At 54.1% G+C, this 22,335-nt stretch carries 20 protein-coding genes; 8 read left to right on the top strand and 12 right to left on the bottom strand.

The window, feature by feature from the left end:
• Positions 1–268: 268 nt before the first annotated feature.
• From VLX68_17655 to VLX68_17645, 3 genes are all read left to right on the top strand, one after another.
• Complete coding sequence (locus VLX68_17655; GenBank protein HUI94069.1) at positions 269–1,879, top strand: DUF6311 domain-containing protein; 1,611 nt, start codon at positions 269–271, stop codon at positions 1,877–1,879.
• A 77-nt stretch (positions 1,880–1,956) separates the two neighbouring features.
• Positions 1,957–2,694, top strand: coding sequence for a dolichyl-phosphate beta-glucosyltransferase (locus tag VLX68_17650; GenBank protein HUI94068.1), 738 nt, complete (start codon positions 1,957–1,959; stop codon positions 2,692–2,694).
• A complete protein-coding gene (locus tag VLX68_17645) occupies positions 2,673–3,413 on the top strand; it encodes a class I SAM-dependent methyltransferase (GenBank protein ID HUI94067.1) in 741 nt (246 codons plus the stop codon). The genes VLX68_17650 and VLX68_17645 overlap by 22 nt, the downstream gene beginning before the upstream one ends.
• 35 nt (positions 3,414–3,448) lie before the next feature.
• On the opposite strand, the gene larC is transcribed toward VLX68_17645, so the two are convergent.
• From larC to VLX68_17625, 4 genes are read right to left on the bottom strand one after another with little or no spacing between them, the layout of a single operon-like run.
• On the bottom strand, positions 3,449–4,606 hold the full coding sequence (gene larC / locus VLX68_17640) for a nickel pincer cofactor biosynthesis protein LarC (GenBank protein ID HUI94066.1): 1,158 nt from the start codon (positions 4,604–4,606) through the stop codon (positions 3,449–3,451).
• A 10-nt stretch (positions 4,607–4,616) separates the two neighbouring features.
• On the bottom strand, positions 4,617–5,429 hold the full coding sequence (locus tag VLX68_17635) for an ABC transporter permease (protein HUI94065.1): 813 nt from the start codon (positions 5,427–5,429) through the stop codon (positions 4,617–4,619).
• A complete protein-coding gene (locus VLX68_17630) occupies positions 5,422–6,138 on the bottom strand; it encodes an ABC transporter ATP-binding protein (protein HUI94064.1) in 717 nt (238 codons plus the stop codon). The genes VLX68_17635 and VLX68_17630 overlap by 8 nt, the downstream gene beginning before the upstream one ends.
• Before the next feature lie 20 nt (positions 6,139–6,158).
• Positions 6,159–6,809: an HAD-IA family hydrolase gene (locus tag VLX68_17625; GenBank protein HUI94063.1), complete on the bottom strand. Its 651-nt coding sequence runs from the start codon at positions 6,807–6,809 to the stop codon at positions 6,159–6,161.
• A 595-nt stretch (positions 6,810–7,404) separates the two neighbouring features.
• Between VLX68_17625 and VLX68_17620 the strand changes: the two genes are divergently transcribed.
• The 3 genes from VLX68_17620 (at position 7,405) to VLX68_17610 (ending at position 10,924) form a co-directional block, all read left to right on the top strand.
• A complete protein-coding gene (locus VLX68_17620; GenBank protein ID HUI94062.1) occupies positions 7,405–7,593 on the top strand; it encodes a hypothetical protein in 189 nt (62 codons plus the stop codon).
• Positions 7,594–7,640: 47 nt separating this feature from the next.
• On the top strand, positions 7,641–8,081 hold the full coding sequence (locus VLX68_17615; GenBank protein ID HUI94061.1) for an Hsp20/alpha crystallin family protein: 441 nt from the start codon (positions 7,641–7,643) through the stop codon (positions 8,079–8,081).
• 323 nt (positions 8,082–8,404) lie between these two features.
• Positions 8,405–10,924 carry a glycogen/starch/alpha-glucan phosphorylase gene (locus tag VLX68_17610; GenBank protein HUI94060.1) on the top strand — a complete coding sequence of 840 codons (2,520 nt, stop codon included), beginning with the start codon at positions 8,405–8,407 and terminating at the stop codon, positions 10,922–10,924.
• Positions 10,925–10,950: 26 nt separating this feature from the next.
• Here VLX68_17610 and VLX68_17605 read toward each other — a convergent pair whose 3' ends face one another.
• The 4 genes from VLX68_17605 to VLX68_17590 all read right to left on the bottom strand — a co-directional run bounded on the left by VLX68_17605 (position 10,951) and on the right by VLX68_17590 (position 14,706).
• On the bottom strand, positions 10,951–11,349 hold the full coding sequence (locus VLX68_17605; GenBank protein HUI94059.1) for a hypothetical protein: 399 nt from the start codon (positions 11,347–11,349) through the stop codon (positions 10,951–10,953).
• A gap of 97 nt (positions 11,350–11,446) precedes the next feature.
• Positions 11,447–12,190 carry a DUF5777 family beta-barrel protein gene (locus tag VLX68_17600; GenBank protein ID HUI94058.1) on the bottom strand — a complete coding sequence of 248 codons (744 nt, stop codon included), beginning with the start codon at positions 12,188–12,190 and terminating at the stop codon, positions 11,447–11,449.
• A 220-nt stretch (positions 12,191–12,410) separates the two neighbouring features.
• Positions 12,411–13,880 carry a hypothetical protein gene (locus VLX68_17595; protein HUI94057.1) on the bottom strand — a complete coding sequence of 490 codons (1,470 nt, stop codon included), beginning with the start codon at positions 13,878–13,880 and terminating at the stop codon, positions 12,411–12,413.
• A gap of 19 nt (positions 13,881–13,899) precedes the next feature.
• Positions 13,900–14,706, bottom strand: coding sequence for a hypothetical protein (locus tag VLX68_17590; protein ID HUI94056.1), 807 nt, complete (start codon positions 14,704–14,706; stop codon positions 13,900–13,902).
• A gap of 625 nt (positions 14,707–15,331) precedes the next feature.
• On the opposite strand from VLX68_17590, the gene VLX68_17585 reads away from it, so the two are divergent.
• Positions 15,332–16,075, top strand: a complete 744-nt coding sequence (locus VLX68_17585; GenBank protein HUI94055.1) for a YceH family protein — start codon at positions 15,332–15,334, stop codon at positions 16,073–16,075.
• Between the two features lie 4 nt (positions 16,076–16,079).
• On the opposite strand, the gene VLX68_17580 is transcribed toward VLX68_17585, so the two are convergent.
• Positions 16,080–16,370, bottom strand: a complete 291-nt coding sequence (locus tag VLX68_17580) for a GIY-YIG nuclease family protein (protein HUI94054.1) — start codon at positions 16,368–16,370, stop codon at positions 16,080–16,082.
• A 476-nt stretch (positions 16,371–16,846) separates the two neighbouring features.
• On the opposite strand from VLX68_17580, the gene VLX68_17575 reads away from it, so the two are divergent.
• Entirely contained in the window at positions 16,847–19,072 is a 2,226-nt protein-coding gene (locus tag VLX68_17575; GenBank protein HUI94053.1) for a S8 family serine peptidase, read from the top strand.
• A gap of 248 nt (positions 19,073–19,320) precedes the next feature.
• Here VLX68_17575 and VLX68_17570 read toward each other — a convergent pair whose 3' ends face one another.
• The 3 genes from VLX68_17570 to VLX68_17560 form a co-directional block, all read right to left on the bottom strand.
• Positions 19,321–20,241, bottom strand: coding sequence for an expansin EXLX1 family cellulose-binding protein (locus VLX68_17570; protein HUI94052.1), 921 nt, complete (start codon positions 20,239–20,241; stop codon positions 19,321–19,323).
• Positions 20,242–20,321: 80 nt separating this feature from the next.
• Entirely contained in the window at positions 20,322–21,278 is a 957-nt protein-coding gene (locus VLX68_17565) for a hypothetical protein (protein HUI94051.1), read from the bottom strand.
• 108 nt (positions 21,279–21,386) lie between these two features.
• Positions 21,387–22,322, bottom strand: coding sequence for a hypothetical protein (locus tag VLX68_17560; GenBank protein HUI94050.1), 936 nt, complete (start codon positions 22,320–22,322; stop codon positions 21,387–21,389).
• Positions 22,323–22,335: the final 13 nt, after the last annotated feature.

Genomic DNA, 22,335 nt, shown 5'->3' with positions numbered 1-22,335 from the left:
GCGGACAAGGGGATTGGGGAAACCAAGTTGCGTTATAAGGAAACATTGATCGAAGGTCGTTCGACTGTCCCTTAAGCCACCTTTATTTTCATCCCTTATAGATTTCGGCAGTGTCTCACTTAAGACACCACCTAGATTCAAGTACTTTGCCATCATTTTAGTTTATATGGTATAATATGCACATCGTGATGGGGATACATCATTGAGAGCCCACTAAAGTTATGAATAAATTCCTAAAAAACCAATAAAAAGCCTTATGTCGATAAACTTGAGCAAATCCTCCGCCTGTATCTTTTCGCCGGTTTCAGCAGCGCTGTTGGGAGCCGCCTTTTTTATCGCTGTTTACGGTTGTAAAATCCTCAATCCCCTATTTATTGAATGGACTCTGCGTCAGGACGCCGCAACACATTTTTTAGGATGGCACTTTTTCAGAACGGAGCCCTGGCATTTTCCCCTTGGAATAGTTCAATCGCTAAATTATCCACAGGGCACAAGCGTTGTCTTTACCGATTCCATTCCGCTCATTGCCTTCCTCCTCAAGCCTTTTTCGCCGTTCTTACCGGCACACTTCCAATACCACGGTATATGGCTGCTTCTCTCCTACATGCTTCAAGGGATTTTCGGGTGGTATCTTGTTTCACGCTTTATTAAAAATCGATATATCGCGTTCGTCGGGACTCTGTTCTTCATCATGTCGCCGGTTCTGGTTCAGCGCGCAGAATTACATGAAAGCCTCACGGCGCATTGGATACTGTTAGCCGCCCTGTACCTTTATTTCGATCCAGATACGCTTCATACGCGCATAAAATGGGGGGTTCTATTTTTCGCGGCGTCGATGATTCATTTTTATTTTCTTTTCATGATCGTCCTTCTCTATAGTGGGTATTTTCTCCGCAATTCGCTCGAGTCCGACGGGCGGCATCGCGCCTCAATTTTTTCTTTTTCCGTCATTTCGGCATTCATGCTTTGTGGCGCTATGTGGATTGAAGGATATTTTATCATCGGAATCAAGGAAGCGTCCGCATCTGGATTCGGCTACTATTCGATGAACCTCCTCGCTCCTCTCAATCCAATGCCTTTCACCTCGTTCCTTTTCTTTAACGCCCTGCCCTCTGCAACTTTGGGCCAGTATGAAGGATTTAATTATTTGGGACTCGGATTGATCTTACTTGGGGTGACAAGCGGAATCGCAGGTCTTCGGCACAAATATATAGTGAAGAAAAGCAATGCTGTCCCCCTGGCGTTGACCTGCCTTATTCTTTTTTTGTTGTCGATTTCAAACGCAATCACCTTTGCAAACCATGAATTGCTGCACCTCAGGCTCCCCCAATTGGTGTATGAAAAACTTGGAATAATCAGGGCCAGCGGAAGAATGTTCTGGCCAATCACTTACATCCTCACGCTTTCGTGCCTTGTGCTCATTGTGAGAATACAGAACAGCAGGAAAGCAGCAATCATCATTTCGTTTGCCGTTGTCATTCAAATAATGGACTTTTTTCCGTTTTACAGAAGCGTCTCCATCGACAGGACATTATGGAAAAATTCATTGCACTCAAACGTATGGGCGCAGTGTGCGAAGAGATATGATCATATTGCCTGCATTCCAGCGCTTGTTGAAAGCGATAATTACGTGCCTTTCGCATTATATGCAGGAGACCACGGTCTGACCATAAATGTTGCGAGCATGGCGCGTGCCGATTATTTTGCGAAGAGCAATTATCGGAACGATCAGAAGAATCTTTATGCACGGGGATCCTTCGATAAGAATACACTCTATGTTTTTCTTAACAAATCCACCGTACCTGATTTCTTGCCTTCGGATTCTCTTAGAAATCATGCAGTACGTTGGGTTGACGGCTATCCAATAATTATGCCGTAACACAAGGGTTAACAAGGGTCGAACGTGCTTGGAAAACGATATTTTTCCATTTGTTAACCGTGCCGAGAAAGCATTACGTGCAAAACGTCAGAAGCATTTCAATCGTCATCCCTGCGTTTAACGAGGCCGCACGGCTCCCCGCGACCATAAGCAAGGTATTGCGCTATTGCGGTGAAAGACCCTACCAGTTCGAGGTCATCGTCTGTGACGATGGCAGCACCGACGGGACAGCTGCTGCGATCAAGGCTTTTTTGAACGACCATCGTGTACGATTGCTTCGGACCAAGACGAACCAGGGGAAGGGCGCGGCGGCCCGGAGAGGCATTCTGGCGGCCAAAAATTCATACATCCTGTTGTTTGATGCCGATATGTCAACGCCCATCGAGGAGATCGAAAAACTTTTGCCGCTGGCGTCGGAAAACATCGTGTTGATCGGGTCCCGCGCCCAGCAGACTTCGCGACTCGTTCGGCGTCAGGCCTTTTTCCGGGAAAGAATGGGAAAGATCTTCAATTTTATCATTCGCATCGCATTGGGATTCTCGTTGCGAGATACACAATGCGGCTTCAAGCTCTTCCCGTTGGGACTTGCCCAGGAAGTTTTCCAAGATCTTCTTGTCCGGCGGTTCGCCTTCGACGTGGAAGTACTGTTAAAGGTTTTAAAAAAGAACATAGAATGCCGGGAAATAGCCGTACAATGGATGAATTCCACACCGAGCAGAGTGCACCCCATTCACGATTCGGTGCAAATGCTCATTGATGTCATCCGCATCCACCACAGATATGGAAAACTGCCATGGACCGAAAAGAATATGTAAAAATGTTTTCTTTGGAAGCATCTCACTGGTGGTTCGCGGGGATGCGTCACAACTACCTGCAAAGAGTCTCGAAGTACTTTAGGCCGGGCGACCTCATCCTTGATGTTGGAATGGGCACCGGCATCATCTCTTTGGAGCTTCGGCGGGTGGGCCTGCGTTCCGTGGGCGTAGATATTTCGAAGGATGCATTATCATATGCGAAAAAACGTCAAGGATTGGTCTGTGTCCAGGCCATGGGATGTTCCCTTCCATTTTGCCAACACTCATTTGACGGCGCGGTATGTTTTGACACCATGGAACATGTCCCCGACGAAATAGCTCTGTTGACCTCCATCCGGCAAGCTCTCTCGCCGAACGGCATGCTCGTTATCTCCGTCCCGGCCCATCCATTCCTTTTCGGCGCGCACGACCGCGCCCTCGGCCACGAACGCCGCTACTCGAGGTGGAGCCTGGAGCGTGCACTGCTGAAAAGCGGATTTTCACCGGTGAGCATTGAATGGCTCAACGTTACGCTGTTTCCGCCGATCGCTTTGGTTAGGTGGATCAGAAGAATTTATCAGGGAAATCGGCAGTTAAGCAAGAGTGACATGTCCGAAATTCCAGATCCCCTCAATTCTGTCCTTAAGACGATTCTCGCGGCCGAGGCCGGCTGGACAAAGCTGCTTCCGTTCTTACCCGGCCTCTCGCTTCTGGCTGTCGCGCAAGACCGATCAACATGATGGAATTAATTCCTTGTGTAAACGATGTATCGCCCTTATCTTTCCGCTTTTGTAAACTCCTCCATCAGCTCGATCACCGGCTCGCCCGTCTTTCCGCTCATCTTCGCCAGGGCCTCATATTCCGGCTTTGTAAACGAGCGCCCTTTGTACGAGCACTCCTTCACCGCAATCACCTGTCCCCGCAGGCGGCCGGTTCCGGGCTTTCTTTCCGCGACAACGCGGCCGGCCTGATGCACGCGCACGCCGAGCGTGCGCGTGTGCAGCATGATGGTGTCGATGAACTCCTGCTGCCTGTCCGGCGCGCAGAGCACGGTGAGCCGGTAGCCGGGACGCCCCTTTTTCATGAACACCGGCGTCCAGGAAACATCGAGCGCGCCCTGGCGCATCAGGAGCGCGGCGGCGTGGCCCATGATCTCGCCGGAAATATGGTCCATGTCCGATTCAATGACATTGACGCAGTCGCCCGGCTGTTGCGGGTCTGCCTTGACAAGAAAGACGCGGAGCACGTTGGGTGTTTCCTTGAGAACCTTGTCGCCGCAGCCGTATCCCGTTTTGATGATTGTTCCGCTCACGGCCGTTTCCTGTTTGCCAAGCGCGGTGAGTACCGCGCAGCCCGTGGGCGTGAGGAGTTCCGTGGGGACATCAAGGATCTTCAAGACAAATCCCTCGGCCATCGCGGCGACTGCGGGCACCGGCACCGGCATGACGCCGTGCAGGGTCTCCACCGTTCCCCTGCCGTCGGTAAGGGCGGAAAACCGTATCTCGTCAATGCCGAGAAAATCAAGGCCGAGGCATATTCCCGCAATGTCAACAATCGTGTCGACCGCGCCCACCTCGTGGAAATGGACGTTTTCAAGCGGCATGTCGTGCACCTTCGCCTCCGCCCTTCCCAGCCGCATGAGCACCGCCTCGCACCGCTCATAGACGCTTCTCTTGTAATTCGCTTTTTTTATCATGTCGAGGATCTGGCGGAGGTGGCGGTATGAGCGCGGCGTGTCCCACTTCATTCTCAGGTGTAAACAGGAAATGCCGCTGCGCTTCCGTTTTTCCACGTCAAAGGCAAAGCCCGGGATTCTGAGCCTTGATAGTTCCCTGCCGAGATAGGCTTTGGGCACGCCGACATCCACCAGCGCGGACAAGATCATGTCGCCGCTGGCGCCGGACATGAGGTCGAAATAAAGGGTCTTCATCATGATTCCTTTTTTATAATTCACGTTTCCTGAACGCGAGGACGAGAAAAAACGAGATCAGGCAGCTGTACAGGGTCATGTTGATCAGCGGATGGACCGGCCCGATGCTGTGAAAAGGGCTATTGTCGACAAGCGAGATCGCGTAGCTTTGCAAAGATGAAATCTTGGGCCATGCCATTCTCCACACCGACACCTTGCCCGCCGCGGTGCCGACCGCGGACTGCACCACGCTGCTCTGCATGATCACGTAGAACAGGTCGGAAACATAACTGATCCCGACAATGCCGATCCCGACAATCGCGGCGGCGAAATCCGGCATGAACAGGGAAAGCAGGCAGACAAGCAGCGTTACGAAGAGCACATTGACAGAACAGACCAGCGAGGCGGCCAGGTATCCGGGCATGGTGCCGCCGGCGTTTAAAAAGGTTATGATGAAGATGGTGAGGTGGAGCACGAACATGAACCCGAACGAAACGATCCATACGCCCACAACCCTGCCCGCCGCGTACACGGTGCGGGACACAGGCGCGGAAAGCATGTAAAGCGTGGTGCCGTTTTCCCGGTCGCGGCTGAAAAGGCCCATCGAAAGAATGACGGCAATGAGTAAAACACCGGCGCACACGACGTGAAACGCGAAGATCGAGGCATACCAGGCGACCTTGACGCTGTCGATGGCGTGGCCGCTCGACGCATCGACATAATTCCCCTTGTAACAGCCGCGCAGCAGCAGAACGAACGCGATGCTCACGCCGAGCAGTATAAAAAAGCTCTTCTGGTGGAGCAGGTCAACTACGGTATATTTGACAATATGGAGCAACTTACGCATGGCCGGCCTCAACCACCCGCACAAACACATCCTCGAGCGTCTCCCCCTCGCGGACGATCGATGCGATCTTATCTTTGAGCACGATTTTGCCTTTGTTGATGATGGCCGCGGTGTCGCAGGTCTTTTCCACTTCGCTTAACAGATGGGAGTTGAGGATGATGGTGACGCCCTTCTGCTTGAGCGCCTCCATGATGCGCCGGACGTCGCGGATGCCAAGGGGGTCAAGGCCGCTTACCGGCTCGTCGAGCACGAGCACCTTGGTGCCGGCAAGCATGGCACCCGCGAGGCCGATGCGCTGGAGCATGCCTTTTGAATAGGTCTTTACCGCAGCCCTTTCCTTTCCCGACATTCCGACGGTGTCGAGCAATTCCGCGATGGTCTTTTTTGCCGCGGCGCTTTCCATGCCGCACAGTTCGGCCAGCCGCCGGAGATAATCGAGCCCGGAGAGATATCCGGGTATTTTAATATTCTCGGCAAGATACCCAACACCCTGCCGTCCCGAAGGGAGCGCGCTCGAGACCCCGTTTATATCGATTGTGCCTTTTGTCACCTTGACAAAATCAAGCATCATCTTGACGAGCGTGGTCTTTCCCGCGCCGTTGGGGCCGAGCAGGGCGAAAAACTCGCCCTCGCCCACGGCGAACGACACATCGTCGACCGCGAGCGTTCCGGAGCCGAATTTTTTCGTGACGGAAGTGAAGGTTACCATGTGCGATTAAATATACAATGTCATGCGGCCGGAGGGCATAATTGGTTGAAATCGTCAATCAGGTATGACGGCTTGATCCTGAATGACGAATGATCATTGTGGCTCCAATTTACAAAAGCGGTATCAACGCCTGCCTGGACGCCGCATTGAACATCGAACTCCGAATCGCCGACCATGAGCACTGTGGATTTATCGTTGATCTTGAAGAGCGACAGCGCTTCGAGGACCGGATCGGGTTCGGGCTTATGCTTCTCAGTATTTTCCGGCGTAACAAATATCTCGAAGAATTCAAATATCCCTGTCTTTTTAAGGTACAGTTCAAGCGTCTGCCGCCTGCGCGAGGTGACAATGCCGCAATGCCTTCCCCGTTCGCGCAGGCAGGCGAGCCCCTCTCTCACGGTCGGGAACAGCTTCAGATATTTCGGATAAATTGACAGCTGGTAATTCATGTGTTCGCCCGCCAGCATGGAGAACCGCTCATTGTCAAGCGGACCGAAGTACACTTCCATCTGGCTTCGCAACGTGAGGCCGATGTTCCTGATCACTTCCGCCCGCGATACCTGCCTGTCGCCGAACTTTTTGCAGGTGTAGAGAAAGCACTGGTAGATGAGCTCGGTGGTATCGATGAGCGTGCCGTCGGCGTCGAAGAGGTAGTGGGAATAATTTTTCATAGGTCTTTAAAATAAGATAAAACATTTCATGTGGGGCAAGTTTCCCCCTCGCTTCAGCCCAATCGCGCTCCTATATTTCTCAAATGCCGGGAATCAGCGCGATTGGTCCTACGCTACCCCCTCCTGGGTGCAGCCGGGCGCCATTTGATTCAAGCCCGTTCCTTTTGCTGGGCGCACCCTTGATGCGGCGGTTGAAAAGTATCAACGCAATTTTCGATTCGCGGAACGCTGGTTGGTGAAAATTTGATTTTGAGCGCGGCCTTCTTGCCTGCCTAACGCGGCGGGGGAGTTCTTGTTAGTCAACAGTTATCGGTGGCGCCAATCGAGCAACGAAATTTGACAATACACCAATCATCTCTGTCCATATAAATGTATCAAAGTTCTCAGAAGGTAGGAATTCAAAAAATTTTTTAAGTTATCTTGAAGAACTTTGTCTCATAATCAAACCATCTGATTTATTCCCCGTTCAATTATCAAACACCACCAAAATCCCCCCCTCAAAATCCCTTAAATTCCGCCACTTTTCTATTGGCATACCCATTGCCTTTATTAGCTGTTGAAAAACAGAATCCGCAATTGAACATTGGAGGATCAGATGGAAACGAACAGGCATGTGATAGACAAACGATCCATAAAACTCGAGGACGTTCTTAAAAAAGATTACATTCCCTTTCTTGGAGGAAGGCCGAAAAGGGAAAGCATAATCAGCAAGGACGAAATCACGAACCTTGAAATCACGCTCAATACCTGTAAAAGCGTGGAGGAATTTCTTTCGAAAGTCTAAGACAAAAAACGACAACCAATTTTTATAAACCTTAAAAAGGAGGACTTATGTCAGCACTCATCAGGTATGAAACACCGGCAACCACCTTGTCCAACTTGCTGGACGATTTTCTTGGCACGGGCATCTTCAACGCATGGGACCGGGACATTTCACTTGTCAATTACCCGCGCGTCGACATCGTTGAGGAAAAGGACACCTACAAAATCAGGGCCGATATGCCCGGGCTGGACAAGAAGGACATCGCCGTCGAGGTCAAGAACGGCGTTCTCTCCCTGAGCGGAGAGAAGAAAGAGGAGAAGACCGAAAAAGAAAAGAACCGGTATTACCATTATGAAAGGCGATACGGCTCGTTCCGCAGGGAGTTCGCGCTCCCGGACCACGTTGACGCCGAGCACGTCGAGGCGAAATACGCCAACGGCGTTCTTGAATTGACGCTCAGGAAAACCGAGGCGGCGAGACCCAAACAGATCGAGGTGAAAGTGGAATAAGAGAACCCCTTTTCCGAGTACCCAGGGGAGAGGCCGCGGAATACCGCGGCCTTCTTTTTTATGATCTATTCAAAAAATCCTAGGATAATGTCACTCCCGCGAAAGCGGGAGTCCATTTTTTCCTATAAAATCCAAAGGTTGGATTCCCGCCTCCGCGGGAATGACACCCTCAATGACCGGCACCAAAAATGTCCTCATCGCATTTTTTTTTACGCTGATACATTGCTCATTAGTTTCTCCAAACATCCTCCCTCATCAATTATTTTATTGTGTCCTGTTACCAAATAGAAACGCCCTCTCCTTCCCCGAAGAAAAGGAACCATATGCTCAAATCCTCTTCCGAGCCCTTGAAGCAGGTGGATGACAAGAACAACAAGAACTGGTCGGTCCATTTCAAGGGGATGAGCCGGGACAATGTGCGGCTCGGCTTTCTGAACAACCTCGAATACTGTCTCGCAAAAGACAAATACTCCCTCACCGCGTACTCGCAGTTTTTGAGCCTCGCCTTCACGGTGCGCGACCGGCTCATCGAGCGGTGGATCATCAGCAAGCAGCAGTACCACGAGAACAACGTGAAGCGCGTGTATTACATGTCAATGGAATTCCTCATGGGCCGGCTGCTCTCCAACAACATCGTGAGCCTCGAGATGTTCAAGAGCTGCACCGAGGCCATGAAGGACCTTGGCCTTGACATTGAGGACATCGTTGATCAGGAGCACGATGCGGGCCTCGGCAACGGCGGCCTCGGCAGGCTCGCGGCCTGCTTCCTCGATTCCATGGCCTCGCTCGAGCTTCCTGCCGTGGGCTACGGCATTTTGTACGAGTTCGGCATCTTCAACCAGCGCATCATCAACGGAAGCCAGGTTGAGTTCCCTGAGCAGTGGCTGCAGAACGCCAACCCGTGGGTGATGGAGCGGCCCGAATACAAGGTCCGCATCAAGTACTACGGCAAGACGCTCTACCACACCGACGAGCACGGCAAACAGCAGGTGGCATGGGTGGACACCGACGAGGTGATCGCTCTCCCCTTCGACGTGCCGGTGCCGGGCTTCGGCAACAACACGGTCAACACGCTGCGCCTGTGGAGCGCGCGCGCCGCGCACGAGTTCAACTTCGAGTATTTCAACAGCGGCGACTACATCGGCGCCTGCGAAGATAAATTGACAAGCGAGAACATCTCCAAGGTGCTGTACCCCAACGACAACAACCATTCGGGCAAGGAACTGCGCCTCAAGCAGCAGCACTTCTTCACCTCGGCCTCGCTGCAGGACATCATCAGGCGCTACCGCTCGAACAACAAGGACTTCCACAACTTTGCCGACAAGGTGGCGATCCAGCTCAACGACACGCACCCGGCCATCGCCATCGTGGAGCTCATGCGGCTGTTCCTCGACGAATACGGCCTGACCTGGGACGAGTCGTGGGACATCGCGGTGCGCACGTTCGCCTACACCAACCACACGCTCATGCCCGAGGCGCTCGAAAAATGGCCGGTGAGCCTCATGAAAAACCTGCTACCGCGCCACATGGAAATCATCTACGAGATCAACAGCAAGTTCCTGCGCCAGGTGTCGTACAAATATCCGGGCGACATCGAGAAGCTGCGCGACATGTCGCTCATCGAGGAGGGGCCCGAACCCAAGGTGCGCATGGCCTACCTCGCCATCGTCGGGTCGCATTCCGTCAACGGCGTGTCGGAGCTGCACACCAAGCTGCTCGCCAACGGCCTGGTGAAGAACTTCTACGACATGTGGCCCGAAAAATTCAACAACAAGACCAACGGCATCACGCAACGGCGCTGGCTCTACACCGCCAACCAGTCCCTTTCGTCGCTCATCTCGAGCAGGATCGGCAGCGGCTGGATAAAGGACCTCATGGAGCTCAAGAAGCTCGCGCCATTTGCCGACGACCCGGAATTCCGCAAGCAGTGGCACGAGGTGAAGCTCGCCAATAAAAAGCGCTTCGCGCAGGTCATCAAGAAATGGGAGAACATCCGGCTCAACCCGGACACCATGTTCGATGTACAGGTAAAGCGATTCCACGAATACAAGCGCCAGACGCTCAACATCCTGCACTGCATCTCGATGTACAGCGACATAAAGGCGGGGAACAAAAAAGGCTTTGTGCCGCGCACCATGCTGTTCGCGGGCAAGGCCGCGCCTGGCTATTACATGGCAAAGCTCATGATCAAGTTCATCAACAACGTGGCAGGCGTCATCAACGGCGACCCGGACACCAACAGCCTGCTCGCCGTACATTTTATCCCAAACTACCGCGTATCGCTTGCCGAGTTCATCATGCCGGCGGCGGACGTGAGCGAACAGATCTCCACGGCCGGCACCGAGGCGTCGGGCACCGGCAACATGAAGTTCGGGCTCAACGGCGCCATCACCATCGGCACCATGGACGGCGCGAACATCGAGATGTGGGAGGAAGTGGGCGACGAGAACATCTTCATTTTCGGCCTGCGCACCAACGAGGTGAGCGAGGTGCGCGCCAAGGGCTACAACCCGTGGGACTACTACCACAAGAACGAAAAGCTCCGGAAGGTGATGGACCTCATCTCTATGGGCTTTTTCTCCCCCGAGGACCCGCAGCTCTTCAGGCCCATCTACGACTCGCTGCTCAACGGCGGCGACCGGTACATGGTGATGGCGGATTTCGATTCCTACGTGCAGTGCCAGAAGACCCTTGCCGACGCCTACAGCAAGCCGGACAAGTGGGCCAAGATGTCGATTCTCAACGTGGCGAACATGGGGCGCTTCAGCTCCGACCGCACCATCCAGCAATACGCCGATGACATCTGGGGCGTGAAGCCGATACGAATCGAGCTTGACAGCTGAGAAGTCCGGTTTTTGAAAACTCGACTTTACCTGCGGGATTCCAATTGCCGCGGCGCTGTCTGTGTGGTTCCCCCGGCCGAAATCCGTATCGTCACTTCGCCCTCCCCCTCGATTGACGGAACCGGCACCAGCGAAAAACGCGCGGCGTTGCGCGCCAGATCGCGCATGCTGTAGGCAGCGTTGCCGATTTTCCCTCCGGGACGGCTTTCGAGGCAGACGACGCACCCGGTGCGCATAAGCGGAATAATCTTCCTGTTTCCGGTGAACCGGTATGCAATCGCCTTTCCATTGTCGTCGCGCACAAATGACGATGCCGGATAGGATTTTCCTCCGTAAAGAACCTCAATGGAAACCGCAGGGCCCAGTGCCCTCTCATCGGCACCGCGGTTTGAAAAAAAGCGCCATGCCGAATTGAAGGATGACACTCATCACTGCGATTCGCCATTCGCCGGCGGCCGGCATTTTCAGAAGATTCAATCGTCCGCGTGGTTGCACCGTTTCGGGCATGGCCGGTCTCTTGGGCTAGAACGCGAACAACCGCTGGATGGTGAAGCCGTAGGAGAGCGTGTTGTCCGGCGCGCCGCGCATGAGCCGCCGCATGACCATGTCCCTGCTGTTCCCAACGTTTATCATGAAATGATGGCCGTGGGTGGTTAATTTGACGCCCGCCAGGAAATAATCGACGCGGGGCGCCCCGTTGAATTGGATGTCCCGCGCCCCCAGAACGGGATAATATTCTCCCACTAAGTCAAGATTATCCAGAATCATGATGTCCAATCCCGTCCCGAGGCCGAACTTTTTGGAAAGGCCGTCAAAGGCGAAGTTGACAACAGGAAAAAGCCTCCACAGGATCGCGGTACTTTGGAGATTGATCTCATACAAGGCGTTATAATTCCAGTTCGACGAAACGTCCGACTGCGCGCCGTAAAATTGAAGATATGCCTGCGCCCGGAAATAGAGCTGCGGAAATGAAAGGGTATAACCCGCGTCAAAAGCAAATTCCTTCGGGATAAAAACATATTCCGACCGCACCTCCAGTCCTTCCCAGATCGCATATCTGAGCCCCACCTTAACATTTGCGCCTGCGATGAAATTATCGGGAAACTGGGCCGTGGGAATGCGGTAGAACCGGTGGGTTACGTTCACTTCGAGGCTCTTGGAATCAATCTGCTCGGGTATGATGAGATCGGGCATTGACTTTTCATCATACGCCGATGCCAGGGCAATTCCCGCTGCCAAAAAAAGCATTGCATGCCGGATTCTCATTTATAAGATCCTTTCGCGAAATTGATAATGCCGGATAAAAAAAATACGGGTTCTGTTTCACGGGAGCCATGCCGCAACTAAATTAATGGAAACGTTTAACGGAAGACTTATTTGCAGAATTGCAAAAAACGTACCAGAGATTTTAGGCAACGGGGAGGCAATCCGGTTTTTATGCTGGGCGAAAATGGGAGCCGGATCAAAGACACCGGCTCATTTTTGATCATCGTACCAGAACTGGAATGACAGACTTTTGCGATCCGGAAGTCGCCGCGTGATAAATCCCGGCAGCGACTTTTTTACCCGATTCGTCACGGCAGTCCCAGGTGGCCGCGCCTGCTTCAGTATTCATGGTGCGCAGCAGCGTGCCCGAACAGGAATATATCCGGATAATACCTGATGATCTATTCTGCACAAAAAATTTTACCGAGGACGCCCGTCCACTGTAGGACACCCGCAGAGGCCTGATCATACCATAGGCTTGAATTTTCTGCTGGATTGTAGCTGTGGTCGAAGACACGTAAATATGCACGGGGTTGATTTTAAGGAAGGTATCCGAAAATGATGTGCCGTTCGGGGTGATCGTCCTTTCTTCGTCATACACCGTTACCGGACCCTGAAGCCCCGGCACGGTGACGGTGACCTGCTGCGTGTCTTTTGCCCCCGTGATTTCTATGACGTCAACAGCGAAAATGTAAAGGCTCCCGTTGTATTCCTTGACCCGGAAGGCAATCGATCCTTTCGGATCGTTTGTTTGAACCGTGACGGCCGCCTTGGAATCGGCACCGCACAGCACGCTGGTGAGCGCCGTGATCTGGCCGTTCACCTGCTTGAGCATGGCGATCTGTGAATCGGAAACGCAGCACTGCGAATAGCCCGGGCACTTCCAGGAATGCGTGAAATAGCCGATCGAATTCGCCCCCTTTACTATTGCGAGCCACACTTCGTCCTTCACCTCGTAGGGATAGGGCCCGTCGTCGGTACCGCGCGCGGGGATCGAGCACCACTGGCCCGAGGTCGCGACGCACTCGATCCACTGGTAGGTGCTCTTGGTCCCCTTGCAGTATTTGCTGACAAGCTCGTCCTGGCTGCCTCCCACTTTGTAAATCCAGTCGGGCCTGCACCAGCCGTACACCGGGTAATAATCGAACCCGATCACATCGGTGAATTTGGGATAGCTGTAATACATGGAATCGCTGCCGTTCATCCACGCCGGCAGGGCGTCACCGCTGTAGAACCCAGAGGTGATGGTGAGAAAGGTGATATGGTCCGAGTCGGCCGCCTTGATCGAATCGTATTGCAACTTTATGGCCGACGGCGGAATGTTGTTGCCCTGCAGATCGGGCTCGTCCCCGAACACCCAGCCGAGCATGGCCGGGTGCGCCTTTACCGACGCGATTTCCGGGGCGTTCCACGAGGGAACCGCATACACGCCCTGCGCCTGCGCCTCGTTGCAATACGCGAGCGCCGTCGAATTGTCGCCCTGGCCAACGAAGGTGTTTATGCCGTAGGTCTTTTCCGTGGCGATGCGTGACGCGTTCTGCAGCCAGGTCATGATGGGAAAAAACGGCTTTCCGTCGAGCAGCACCTCTTTGTTGGGGCCGATGGAGACGGTGGCGGGAAGGCCCGCAATCGGCAAAGAAACGACAAGACAAATCAGCAGCGTGAAGGGACGACTGGACTTGGAACGCATGGCCGCCTCCTAGGAAAAACTATTTCACGTCCACCAGTTTTATCACCGCGTTCTCATGCCACACCACACTTACGTCGCCGACCATGGCCACGGGCGTGGTGAAATTCATCTCGGCGGTGATGATGCTGCCGTTTTTCACGTCGAGCACCGCGGTGCCGTTGCCGGTGCCGAACACGGGAACATTGCTGAGCGCCGAGCTGTCGGCCTTTCCGCTTCCCGCGTACCGGAATTTCCAGCTTATCATGGCCGAATCGCCGGCGAGCACGTTGAAGGTGTAGTTGCGGTAGACCTCGCACGACACCCTGCCGCGCGGGCTGTTCATGGGAAACACGTCGGTTCGCTCCCATGTGAAACCGGGCTTCAACGGCTTTGCTGGGAGCGAGGGCAGGAGCTTCGCGAGCTGCCGGTACAGGTCCCACTCGAGGTAGTTGCCCGCCGGAATTTCCTTGGAAGTGTCTATGGAAGGAAATCCGTTGGCGAGGGAAAGGGAATAATCGGACTTCTGCAGCTTTTCGGTGATTTCTTTTTGCAGATCCTCCTTGTAAATGTCGGACTTGATCGACACGCTGTCGGCCTTAAGGGACAGTTTCTTCGCGTCCTTTTTCGACGCGACCAAGAGGCATTTGATTTCCGTGGACTTTGCGGTGTTCGCGGATTTCTGCCTGAAATTACCCTGCGATGTATATGAAATGGTGTAGGTCCACTGTTGCTTTGCGCCGTAGTCGGCCTTGAGAATCACGCCTTCGGCTGGTTTGTCCTTGGCAGAAAAAGCAAGAGAAAACAGTACGATGATCGTGATGGACGAGAGATAATAAAACCTCTTCATTGGCGGTCCTTTGTGTTGAGGTGATGGAATCTATTCTTTTTATTAATATAGTTAAAAACATATTGTGGGGGACGATTCCCCCTCACTCCAGTCCGTCCGCGCTTCCCAATGTTCTGTAATATTTTCTTTCCCGAAATTGCGCGGCCGGTCTCCCGCAACCCCCTCCTGGGTGCGGCCGGGTACTGATAGTCGCGAGATTCAACCTTCTGTTGGGCGCACCCGCGGTGAGCAGTTGTTAAGTAACATTACTTTTTTAATAACCTTAAAACAAATAATTTGGAAAGAAGGTTAAGCCCGATTGGCGCCGCCAATAGTTATTGACTAACAGGAACTCCGCCGCCGCGCCAGGGGCGACCCGGAGGCCGTCGCCAAAGCGCGGTGCTGCCCGGCCCTCGCCGTCAAGCATAAAGGGGCCAAGTTGCCCGAGCCGAAGGCGAGACCGGAAGGATCAACCCGCCCAACAGGAAGGGCGGAAAAGTTGCCGGTGCCGTGACCGGCAGGCGCCATGATTATTTAAGTAGTTTGTGAGACAGGCTGGACTTCCCCCGACATTTTTTTTAAATTCACTGGCGAATATTTATTTTTGCTATTTGTAGTTATCCAATTAAAGAAAGGACACCGTCCCATGGACATCACCCTCTCCCCCGTCGAAGCGCGCGTGCTCGGGTCGCTTGTCGAAAAGGAACTCACCACGCCCGAATACTACCCCCTCTCGCTCAATGCGCTGGTGCTGGCGTGCAACCAGAAAAACAACCGCGACCCGGTGATGTCGCTTTCCGAGGAGGAGGTGAGCGCCACGCTCACGACGCTTCGCTCGAAGGATCTGGCGTGGCAGATGTCAACCGCCGGCGGCAGGGTCCCCAAGTACGAACACAGCCTTCCCGCCAGGCTTTCAGCCATAAAGGGTGAGACGGGCGCAACGCACCAGGACAGCATCGTGAATGGCCGCACCGTCGCCACCAACCAGATGCGGCCCGAGCTTGCCGTTCTCACCGCGCTCATGCTCCGCGGCCCGCTCACCGGCGGGGAGCTGCGCGGCGTCACGGGCAGGATGTATTCGTTCAAAGATCCTGCCGAACTGGAGACGACGATCCAGAAACTCATGAACTGGGAGAACGGCCCCCTCATTGTCAAGCTGCCTAAGCAGCCGGGAAGAAAAGAACAGCGTTACGCGCACCTCTTTTCGGGTGATGCGGCGGCGCAGCCGGGTCCGTCCGAGGCTGTTGCAGCCGTGCCGCAGGCCGCCGCTCCTGCTACGGGGCTTCCCCTGAACGACAGGCTTTCCGTCGTGGAGCAGAAGGTCGCAATGCTCTTAGAGGAGGTTGTGACTTTGAAGCAGGCGATTATCGCGTTAAAAAAGCCGCAATAGTGTATTAAAATTCATCCTCCTGCACACTTGATGATGTTCTGATCATTGCCAGCTTGTCCTTCTTCGAATGCCGTTTTACAGCGTATTCTTTTTTAAGCGCCGTGCTTTTGTTCCTGCAGGATATCGAACAGACCAATTTCAGCGGCAGCCTGCCCCGCGTATATTTCGCCCCCCTGCCCGATCGGTGAGCCCTGATCCGGCCTTCCAGATTATTGGTGATCCCGGTGTAGAACGTGCCGTCCCCGCACTCCAGAATGTAAACAAACCAGGCTTGTTTAATCTTCTTATATTTCATTAGTGATAAAATACAATCTGGTGGGGGAAGCTCCCCCTCGATCGAGCCACCTCAGCCTCCGGCCTGCAGGGTCTCTGGCTGCCCCTCCTCGGTGCAGCCGGGTACCACCGTTGCAAAATTCTCGCATCCGTTGGGCGCGCCCGCAAACAGCAGTTGTAAAGTATAAATATTTCAGGCATCCTAAAGAGCTACAATATTTTTCTGACCGTGTAAAAGCTCGTGCTCCCAAGATTGGATCACCAGCCACCAATAATAATTTTCACTCCATATTTTCCCCCTCTCCCATTGAGGGGGCGGGATGAAGTCGGATCGCCGCCGCGCAGGCATTTTTTTTGCATCATATTCAAGGCGCGGGCGGAAGCCGGTGGGTCAAAGGCAGACTTGCCCTTCAACATTCTTATAAACATTTTTTGGCAAATCCCGCCCACAAGTGCTATAATATTATTAATACATTGAAGGACTGGGTGGAGATTACCATGATTTACCGGACGTGCCTGTTAATTATCTGTTTTATGATCCTGGCCTCGTTCAATCCCGCTTTTTGCAGAAATTTTGGACCCTATCTCGGTACGTTCGAGCTTCAAAAACACCCGAAGTATCCGACAAAAGAAAACCTTCGCGCCGCAGTACAGGACGTACAAAAGTCCGGATGCAAAAAAACCATCCGCGTTGCGGCCTTGGTGGACGCCTCATTTTCCGAATCGGGCCTCACGGCAGCCGGCTGGCGGTTGATATCGCGCATCGGCGACGTCATCACCCTCGAAGGTTGCGAAAGCACGGCACCGTACCTCACCGCGGTTGACGGCATCCTGTTCGTGGACAACCGCACGAAATTCTACCCCACCATGGATTCGGCGCGGAACCAGGCGCATATCAATGAAGTGCAGGGCAGGGCACCCAACTATCTAACCAAACATTTCACGGGCAAAGGCGTGCTCATCGGTTTTCTTGATACGGGGTTCGAGCCCCATCACCCTGATTTCCTCGATTCGCTGGGCCACACTCGTTTCATTGCGATGTGGGACCAGACCGATACATCGGGGATTCCACCCAAACCGTACGGCTACGGGCTCGTTAAAATGCAGAAGGAAATCGACCAGGACACCTTGTTCGGCACGCAAGAGTCGGGACATGGCACAATTGTCGCGAGTTGCGGCGCAGGCTCCGATACCACCCACCCGTTCTGGGGTGCAGCGCCACAGGCCGGCATCATCGCGGTGAAATACGGCAACAGCGTTGCAAATTTCATCGACGGGCTCAAGTGGGTTTTTTCGATCGCCGATTCCCTTGCCATGCCGTGCGTGGTGAACATGAGCATCGGCATCCAGGAAGGGCCTCACGACGGCACGTCGCTCATGGACCAAACCATCGACCAGCTCTCAGGCGCAGGCCACATCATCGTGGGCGCCGCGGGCAACGATGGGAACTTAAAGGCGCACATTAAATTCACGCTCCCGGCGGGCGGGGCAGGAGGAACATGGGTCTGGCCTGAAATAATCATCGATTCCCTAAGCCCCACCGATGTCCATCACTATGCCTATTCCTATGCAGACATCTGGGGCGAGCCCAACAAGGCGTTCACCGACACCATCTATTTCATCGACCTCACAACAATGGCATATAAAAAAAGCGGCCGCGTGCTCACTACCAGCGTCAACTTCCAATCCATAGACACGGTGTTATATCCCAATAGCGCGACCGGCCCCGACACGATGATATTCTACACCTATGTCGAGCGCCGCAATGCCGCCAACCTCAAGCCGCACATTGAGGTTGCGATGTATGCCAACGGCATGAACCTTGTTCCCGGCGTGCGCCTGGCGTCAACCACCGTCCAAACCATCCACGCGTGGAACTGCTACAAACAGAATTTCAGCGGGTTGAGCCTGCCGGGATTTTCCGACGGCGACACCATCACCACAATCGACGAGGTGGGCGGCACGGCAAAGACGATCATTTCGGTGGGCAGTTATTTCAGCAAAACCGTACAGCCGCTTTATGACGGCACCGTGACCGGCATCGGCGACACCACGCTGTACCAGTGGGCACCGTGGTCGAGCATCGGGCCCACGGTTGACGGAAGGGTAAAACCCGAGATTTGCGCCGGCGGCCGTATCATCACGGGTGCCATGAGCTCTCAAGCCGAGGAGACGGGCCGGACTGCCGTGTGGCCGGACCACAGCAACACGCGCGGCCGCTATGGGTGGACCCAGGGTACCTCGGTGTCCGCGCCGATCGTGGCGGGCATCATCGCGCTCATGCTCGAGGCCGACAAGACCCTCACCCCCCAGACCGTGGTGCAAACCCTGCAGAACACCGCAACAAAGGACAAATACACGGGGAACATCACCACGCCGGATGTGCGCTGGGGCGCTGGAAAGGTCAACGCGCTTGCGGCGATCGAGAGCATGGGGATTCCTGTCATGTCAACGCGGTTAGGGGCGGCCTCCATGGTGACGGCCCGCACCATCCTGCTGGTGCTCAGCGGCGGCGACATGCTTTCGCTGGCCGGACCGGGCGTTAAAGACGCAAAAGAAATATTCGTTGACGTGTTCGATTTACGAGGGAGATTGTGCGCTTCCCTTCCCATGCAGCCAGGCCGTGCGGTCGTCGTTCCTCAGATTATCGCCAAAGGCTGCTTTGTGGCGAAGGCTCGATGGAAGGGCGGGAAGGGAATTGAGCAGGTTTTTACAAGATTTTAATTAAAAATAAAAATGATTCGGGGGAGAAGTATCTCCCCCGGGGTGCAGCTTCCGCCGCCCCTTGCTAAAAAAGAAACCAATGCGGCGGCGGTGATCTGCACCCACTCCCCTCTCCTGGGTGTGGCCGGGGGCAAACCCGAACCTTCCGCTGGGCGCACCCTTGAAGCGGCGGTTCAAATGAATCGATATGGAGTATACTTCTTTATTTTAGCTATGTGGAATGAATGCTAATAATCTTCTAAGGGTTGCTAATATTTTACAAAGTCGACCGGCCTAACAATAAAAACCCCACTTGCAGTATTTTTCCCCGCACGTAATGTTTTCATTCCGTCCACGTTAGTTCTGTGGACGAAACTTCCATCCACCGCAAAAACATCAAACACGTCCGCCGCCTGAAATTTTTCAAATCCGCCGCCTAAATTCATTGAAATAAATGCACGATCCTTTTTATTTATTTTCATTCCGGAAGACATGGCGATCACCGCCGAATGACTCGAAAAATTCGCCAGTCCGTTTGTAATGGCGTCGGGCGAAAGGGGAATATTGGTGTCCACCAATTGCTGGCCGTAAAAATCGGTGACACGCAGGGTGAACGGTCCGGGCCCGAGCCCGCTCGTGTCAACGAAGTAGTTGTAGTCCGTGCGGGGGACGTTCGCCCATGCGCCGTTGTAAAGCGCCTCGACCTTGACAACTGGCGTTCTATGATTGAGGATCTGGATGCCGATCCACCAGGCGTTGCTGCCCGTCTTCACGCGGTATTGGATGGGGCCCGTCACCTGCGTTTCAACGTACCACCACGTTACCGGCACGCGGCCGAGGATCGTGTCGTCTATTTTCGCAAACGCCTGCGGGCTCATGTCGATGTTGCCCTTCGGGCATTCGGGGCACCGGTCAACGATGCGCACCGTCACCTCACCCAAGCGTCCCTTGACATGAATGGAAGCGCCGCATACCGAGGCACTGTCGTATTCCGTATTGTTCATGGCGACCACCATGAGATCATTGGGCGACGGGCCGAACATGCAGTTGCCGTCGCCCGTGGCCGCATAATAGGTGGCCTGGCCGGCGTGGATGATGTTGCCGGAGTCGGGTTGGGCGGAGAGTGAAGAGAATCCTATCATGATAATAATTGACAAAGGACAGTATTTTGCAAACACCTCGACGTTCACTCTCGCCTCCTATTTTTCTCTGTGTCTCTGTGGCAATCTTATTCTCGGGCGATCTTTGCGTCCTTTTGCGAGAAATCTTTTTATTTATCCAAATTCAACGCCACGGTCGACCCGGTCTTCATGATATAGCAGCCGGTCGCGAGCCGTATGATCCCTTTTCCATCGCATGCGTTGCCGAACCCCAGTATCGTGGTTCCCATCTCGATATTCGTATTCACTTTAAGGTCGAGGATCATGGCATAGCCCGTGGTCTGGGTTGAGACGAGAGGGTTACTGCGGCATGCGAAGGGTTTCATCGTTACCGCGAGCATAACGGCCTGGACCACATCCGTGGTTGAGGGGCTGACACCCAGATACTGGCTCGCGCCGTACAGCGTGTAGGTCTCCTGTCCCAAAACGCCGCCGGCGGGCAGCTTTGCAATGGTGATCCATGCCTTCTGGTTCACGGCGAGTGAGCTGTCGGTGGGAAGCGTAGTGGGCACGCCGCCGAGCTGCACCTTCACCGCGGAATCCGTGAGCTTGACGGTTGCGTTGAACGTCTCGGCCGAATCGGTGTTGATGCCCTCGGACGCGAACACCACCATGGTGCCTGACGTGTCGCGCACCATGGGTACGAGGGCGACGTTCTTGAGCGAGAAGGTGCCGTCCTTGATATTCGTGTTTGTAAAGAACACCGACCCCACCGCCGCGTTCGAGTCGCTCCACAGCGCCGCGACCACCATGGCGCCGTTCACCGTGGTGGGACCCACCGGCAGCGGATGCGCCGGGGTTACTGAGATGGTCACGATAGCGTTGCACGGAAAGGAATCAGGGTTCGGCGGCGTGCGCACCACGGTGACGCCCGGTTGAACAATCCCGTTCACCGCGTCCATGGCGGTGTTCGCCGCGTAGGCAAGCGGCAGGCTCACCTTTACCGCCTTGGTGAACGCGTCGATCTCAGGTGTCCTGTCGAACTGGTCAAGTATTTTTTGCAGCGGATTGGAACAATTCAGAAAAAGAAAAAGCGGAACGAGAGCGATCGAAGCAACAATTTTCATAATTTCCTTTCAACCGACATAAGCTTGATACCAGTTAATATAACGAGGCTGAACGTGGTTTGCTAAAATTAAAATCATCAAAATTACGGGATGAAATGAACATGACGACTAATTAAAAACGGTAATTCCTATCTGCAAAAGTCCGTTCCGTGAAAACCGCGAATCGCCCAGGGTGAACGGCGGGTCGCTTGGCTGCACCGGCATGTCGTCGAGATCATAGAGCGCGTAGACGCAGCCGCCGCGCGCGCCGCGGATGAAAAAGGCCTCGACGCCCACGGCCTCGCGCCAGAACCAGTTGGTCCCGTTCGCGACATGGGAGCCGTCCAGGCGGCTGAAATTGCCCACCGTTGTCTCGCCGCGCATGGAAAAAATCCAGCTGCGGCGCTTGTAGAACGCGTACCGGCATTTTGCCGACGCATCCCATATGAAAGGATCGTTCCCGTCAATTTTATACGGATCGACCCAGCCGAACAGTTCCTTGAGGTAATATCCCGCCCCGGCCTGCCATGCGACGCGGTTTCTGTACGAAAATTCCCGGTCGGCCACGAGCGTGCGCCAATAAGTGTTGAGGCGCGCGTTGGGCGACGACGCCTCCGCGTGCAGCCGGTCCCACCAGACGATGGGGAAGTCCTTTCTGTCAATATCATGGAAACAACGGTGTTCGAGGCCGGCGGTCACCCATGCGTTGCGGAGCCGCAGTTCGAGGTCTGGGCCGTAGCCCAGCGATACGTTGAGGTTGGTAAACACGTTGTCACCCGGCACCTCGCCGAGCCCGAACAGGAAATCCACGTCCCATGCCATCGCGATGAAGCTCTTAAACGAAAACAAATAAAAGTCCAGGTCCGGGTGGGGCTCGGCGAGATATTGGCGCCGGAAAAATGCATCGCGCTGGAGAGCAAAAGCGGACATGTCGAACTGCATGTAATATTCCGGCAGCAGGGTGAAGGATTGCGCGGGCGGCATAGAGAGTGAATCATTCGGCAAGGCGCTTACTACGCTCACTGCAAGAAAAATTGCGGCAACAACAGGGCCAACCTGTTTCATACGAATCCTTTTT

The sequence above is a fragment of the Chitinivibrionales bacterium genome (assembly GCA_035516255.1).
Lineage (GTDB): Bacteria > Fibrobacterota > Chitinivibrionia > Chitinivibrionales > FEN-1185 > FEN-1185.
The sequence above is the reverse complement of the archived record's forward strand: the minus strand, read 5'-3'. Positions and strand labels throughout refer to the sequence as shown.

Bases quoted from the DNA above. Each gene is read 5' to 3' on its own strand.
- VLX68_17610 (HUI94060.1), top strand. From the start codon at position 8,405: ATGCTCAAATCCTCTTCCGAGCCCTTGAAGCAGGTGGATGACAAGAAC.
- VLX68_17560 (HUI94050.1), bottom strand. From the start codon at position 22,322: ATGAAACAGGTTGGCCCTGTTGTTGCCGCAATTTTTCTTGCAGTGAGC.
- VLX68_17635 (HUI94065.1), bottom strand. From the start codon at position 5,429: ATGCGTAAGTTGCTCCATATTGTCAAATATACCGTAGTTGACCTGCTC.
- VLX68_17600 (HUI94058.1), bottom strand. From the start codon at position 12,190: ATGAGAATCCGGCATGCAATGCTTTTTTTGGCAGCGGGAATTGCCCTG.
- VLX68_17580 (HUI94054.1), bottom strand. From the start codon at position 16,370: ATGAAATATAAGAAGATTAAACAAGCCTGGTTTGTTTACATTCTGGAG.
- VLX68_17565 (HUI94051.1), bottom strand. From the start codon at position 21,278: ATGAAAATTGTTGCTTCGATCGCTCTCGTTCCGCTTTTTCTTTTTCTG.
- VLX68_17575 (HUI94053.1), top strand. From the start codon at position 16,847: ATGATTTACCGGACGTGCCTGTTAATTATCTGTTTTATGATCCTGGCC.
- VLX68_17615 (HUI94061.1), top strand. From the start codon at position 7,641: ATGTCAGCACTCATCAGGTATGAAACACCGGCAACCACCTTGTCCAAC.
- VLX68_17645 (HUI94067.1), top strand. From the start codon at position 2,673: ATGGACCGAAAAGAATATGTAAAAATGTTTTCTTTGGAAGCATCTCAC.
- VLX68_17620 (HUI94062.1), top strand. From the start codon at position 7,405: ATGGAAACGAACAGGCATGTGATAGACAAACGATCCATAAAACTCGAG.
- VLX68_17625 (HUI94063.1), bottom strand. From the start codon at position 6,809: ATGAAAAATTATTCCCACTACCTCTTCGACGCCGACGGCACGCTCATC.
- VLX68_17590 (HUI94056.1), bottom strand. From the start codon at position 14,706: ATGAAGAGGTTTTATTATCTCTCGTCCATCACGATCATCGTACTGTTT.
- VLX68_17595 (HUI94057.1), bottom strand. From the start codon at position 13,880: ATGCGTTCCAAGTCCAGTCGTCCCTTCACGCTGCTGATTTGTCTTGTC.
- larC (HUI94066.1), bottom strand. From the start codon at position 4,606: ATGATGAAGACCCTTTATTTCGACCTCATGTCCGGCGCCAGCGGCGAC.
- VLX68_17585 (HUI94055.1), top strand. From the start codon at position 15,332: ATGGACATCACCCTCTCCCCCGTCGAAGCGCGCGTGCTCGGGTCGCTT.
- VLX68_17630 (HUI94064.1), bottom strand. From the start codon at position 6,138: ATGGTAACCTTCACTTCCGTCACGAAAAAATTCGGCTCCGGAACGCTC.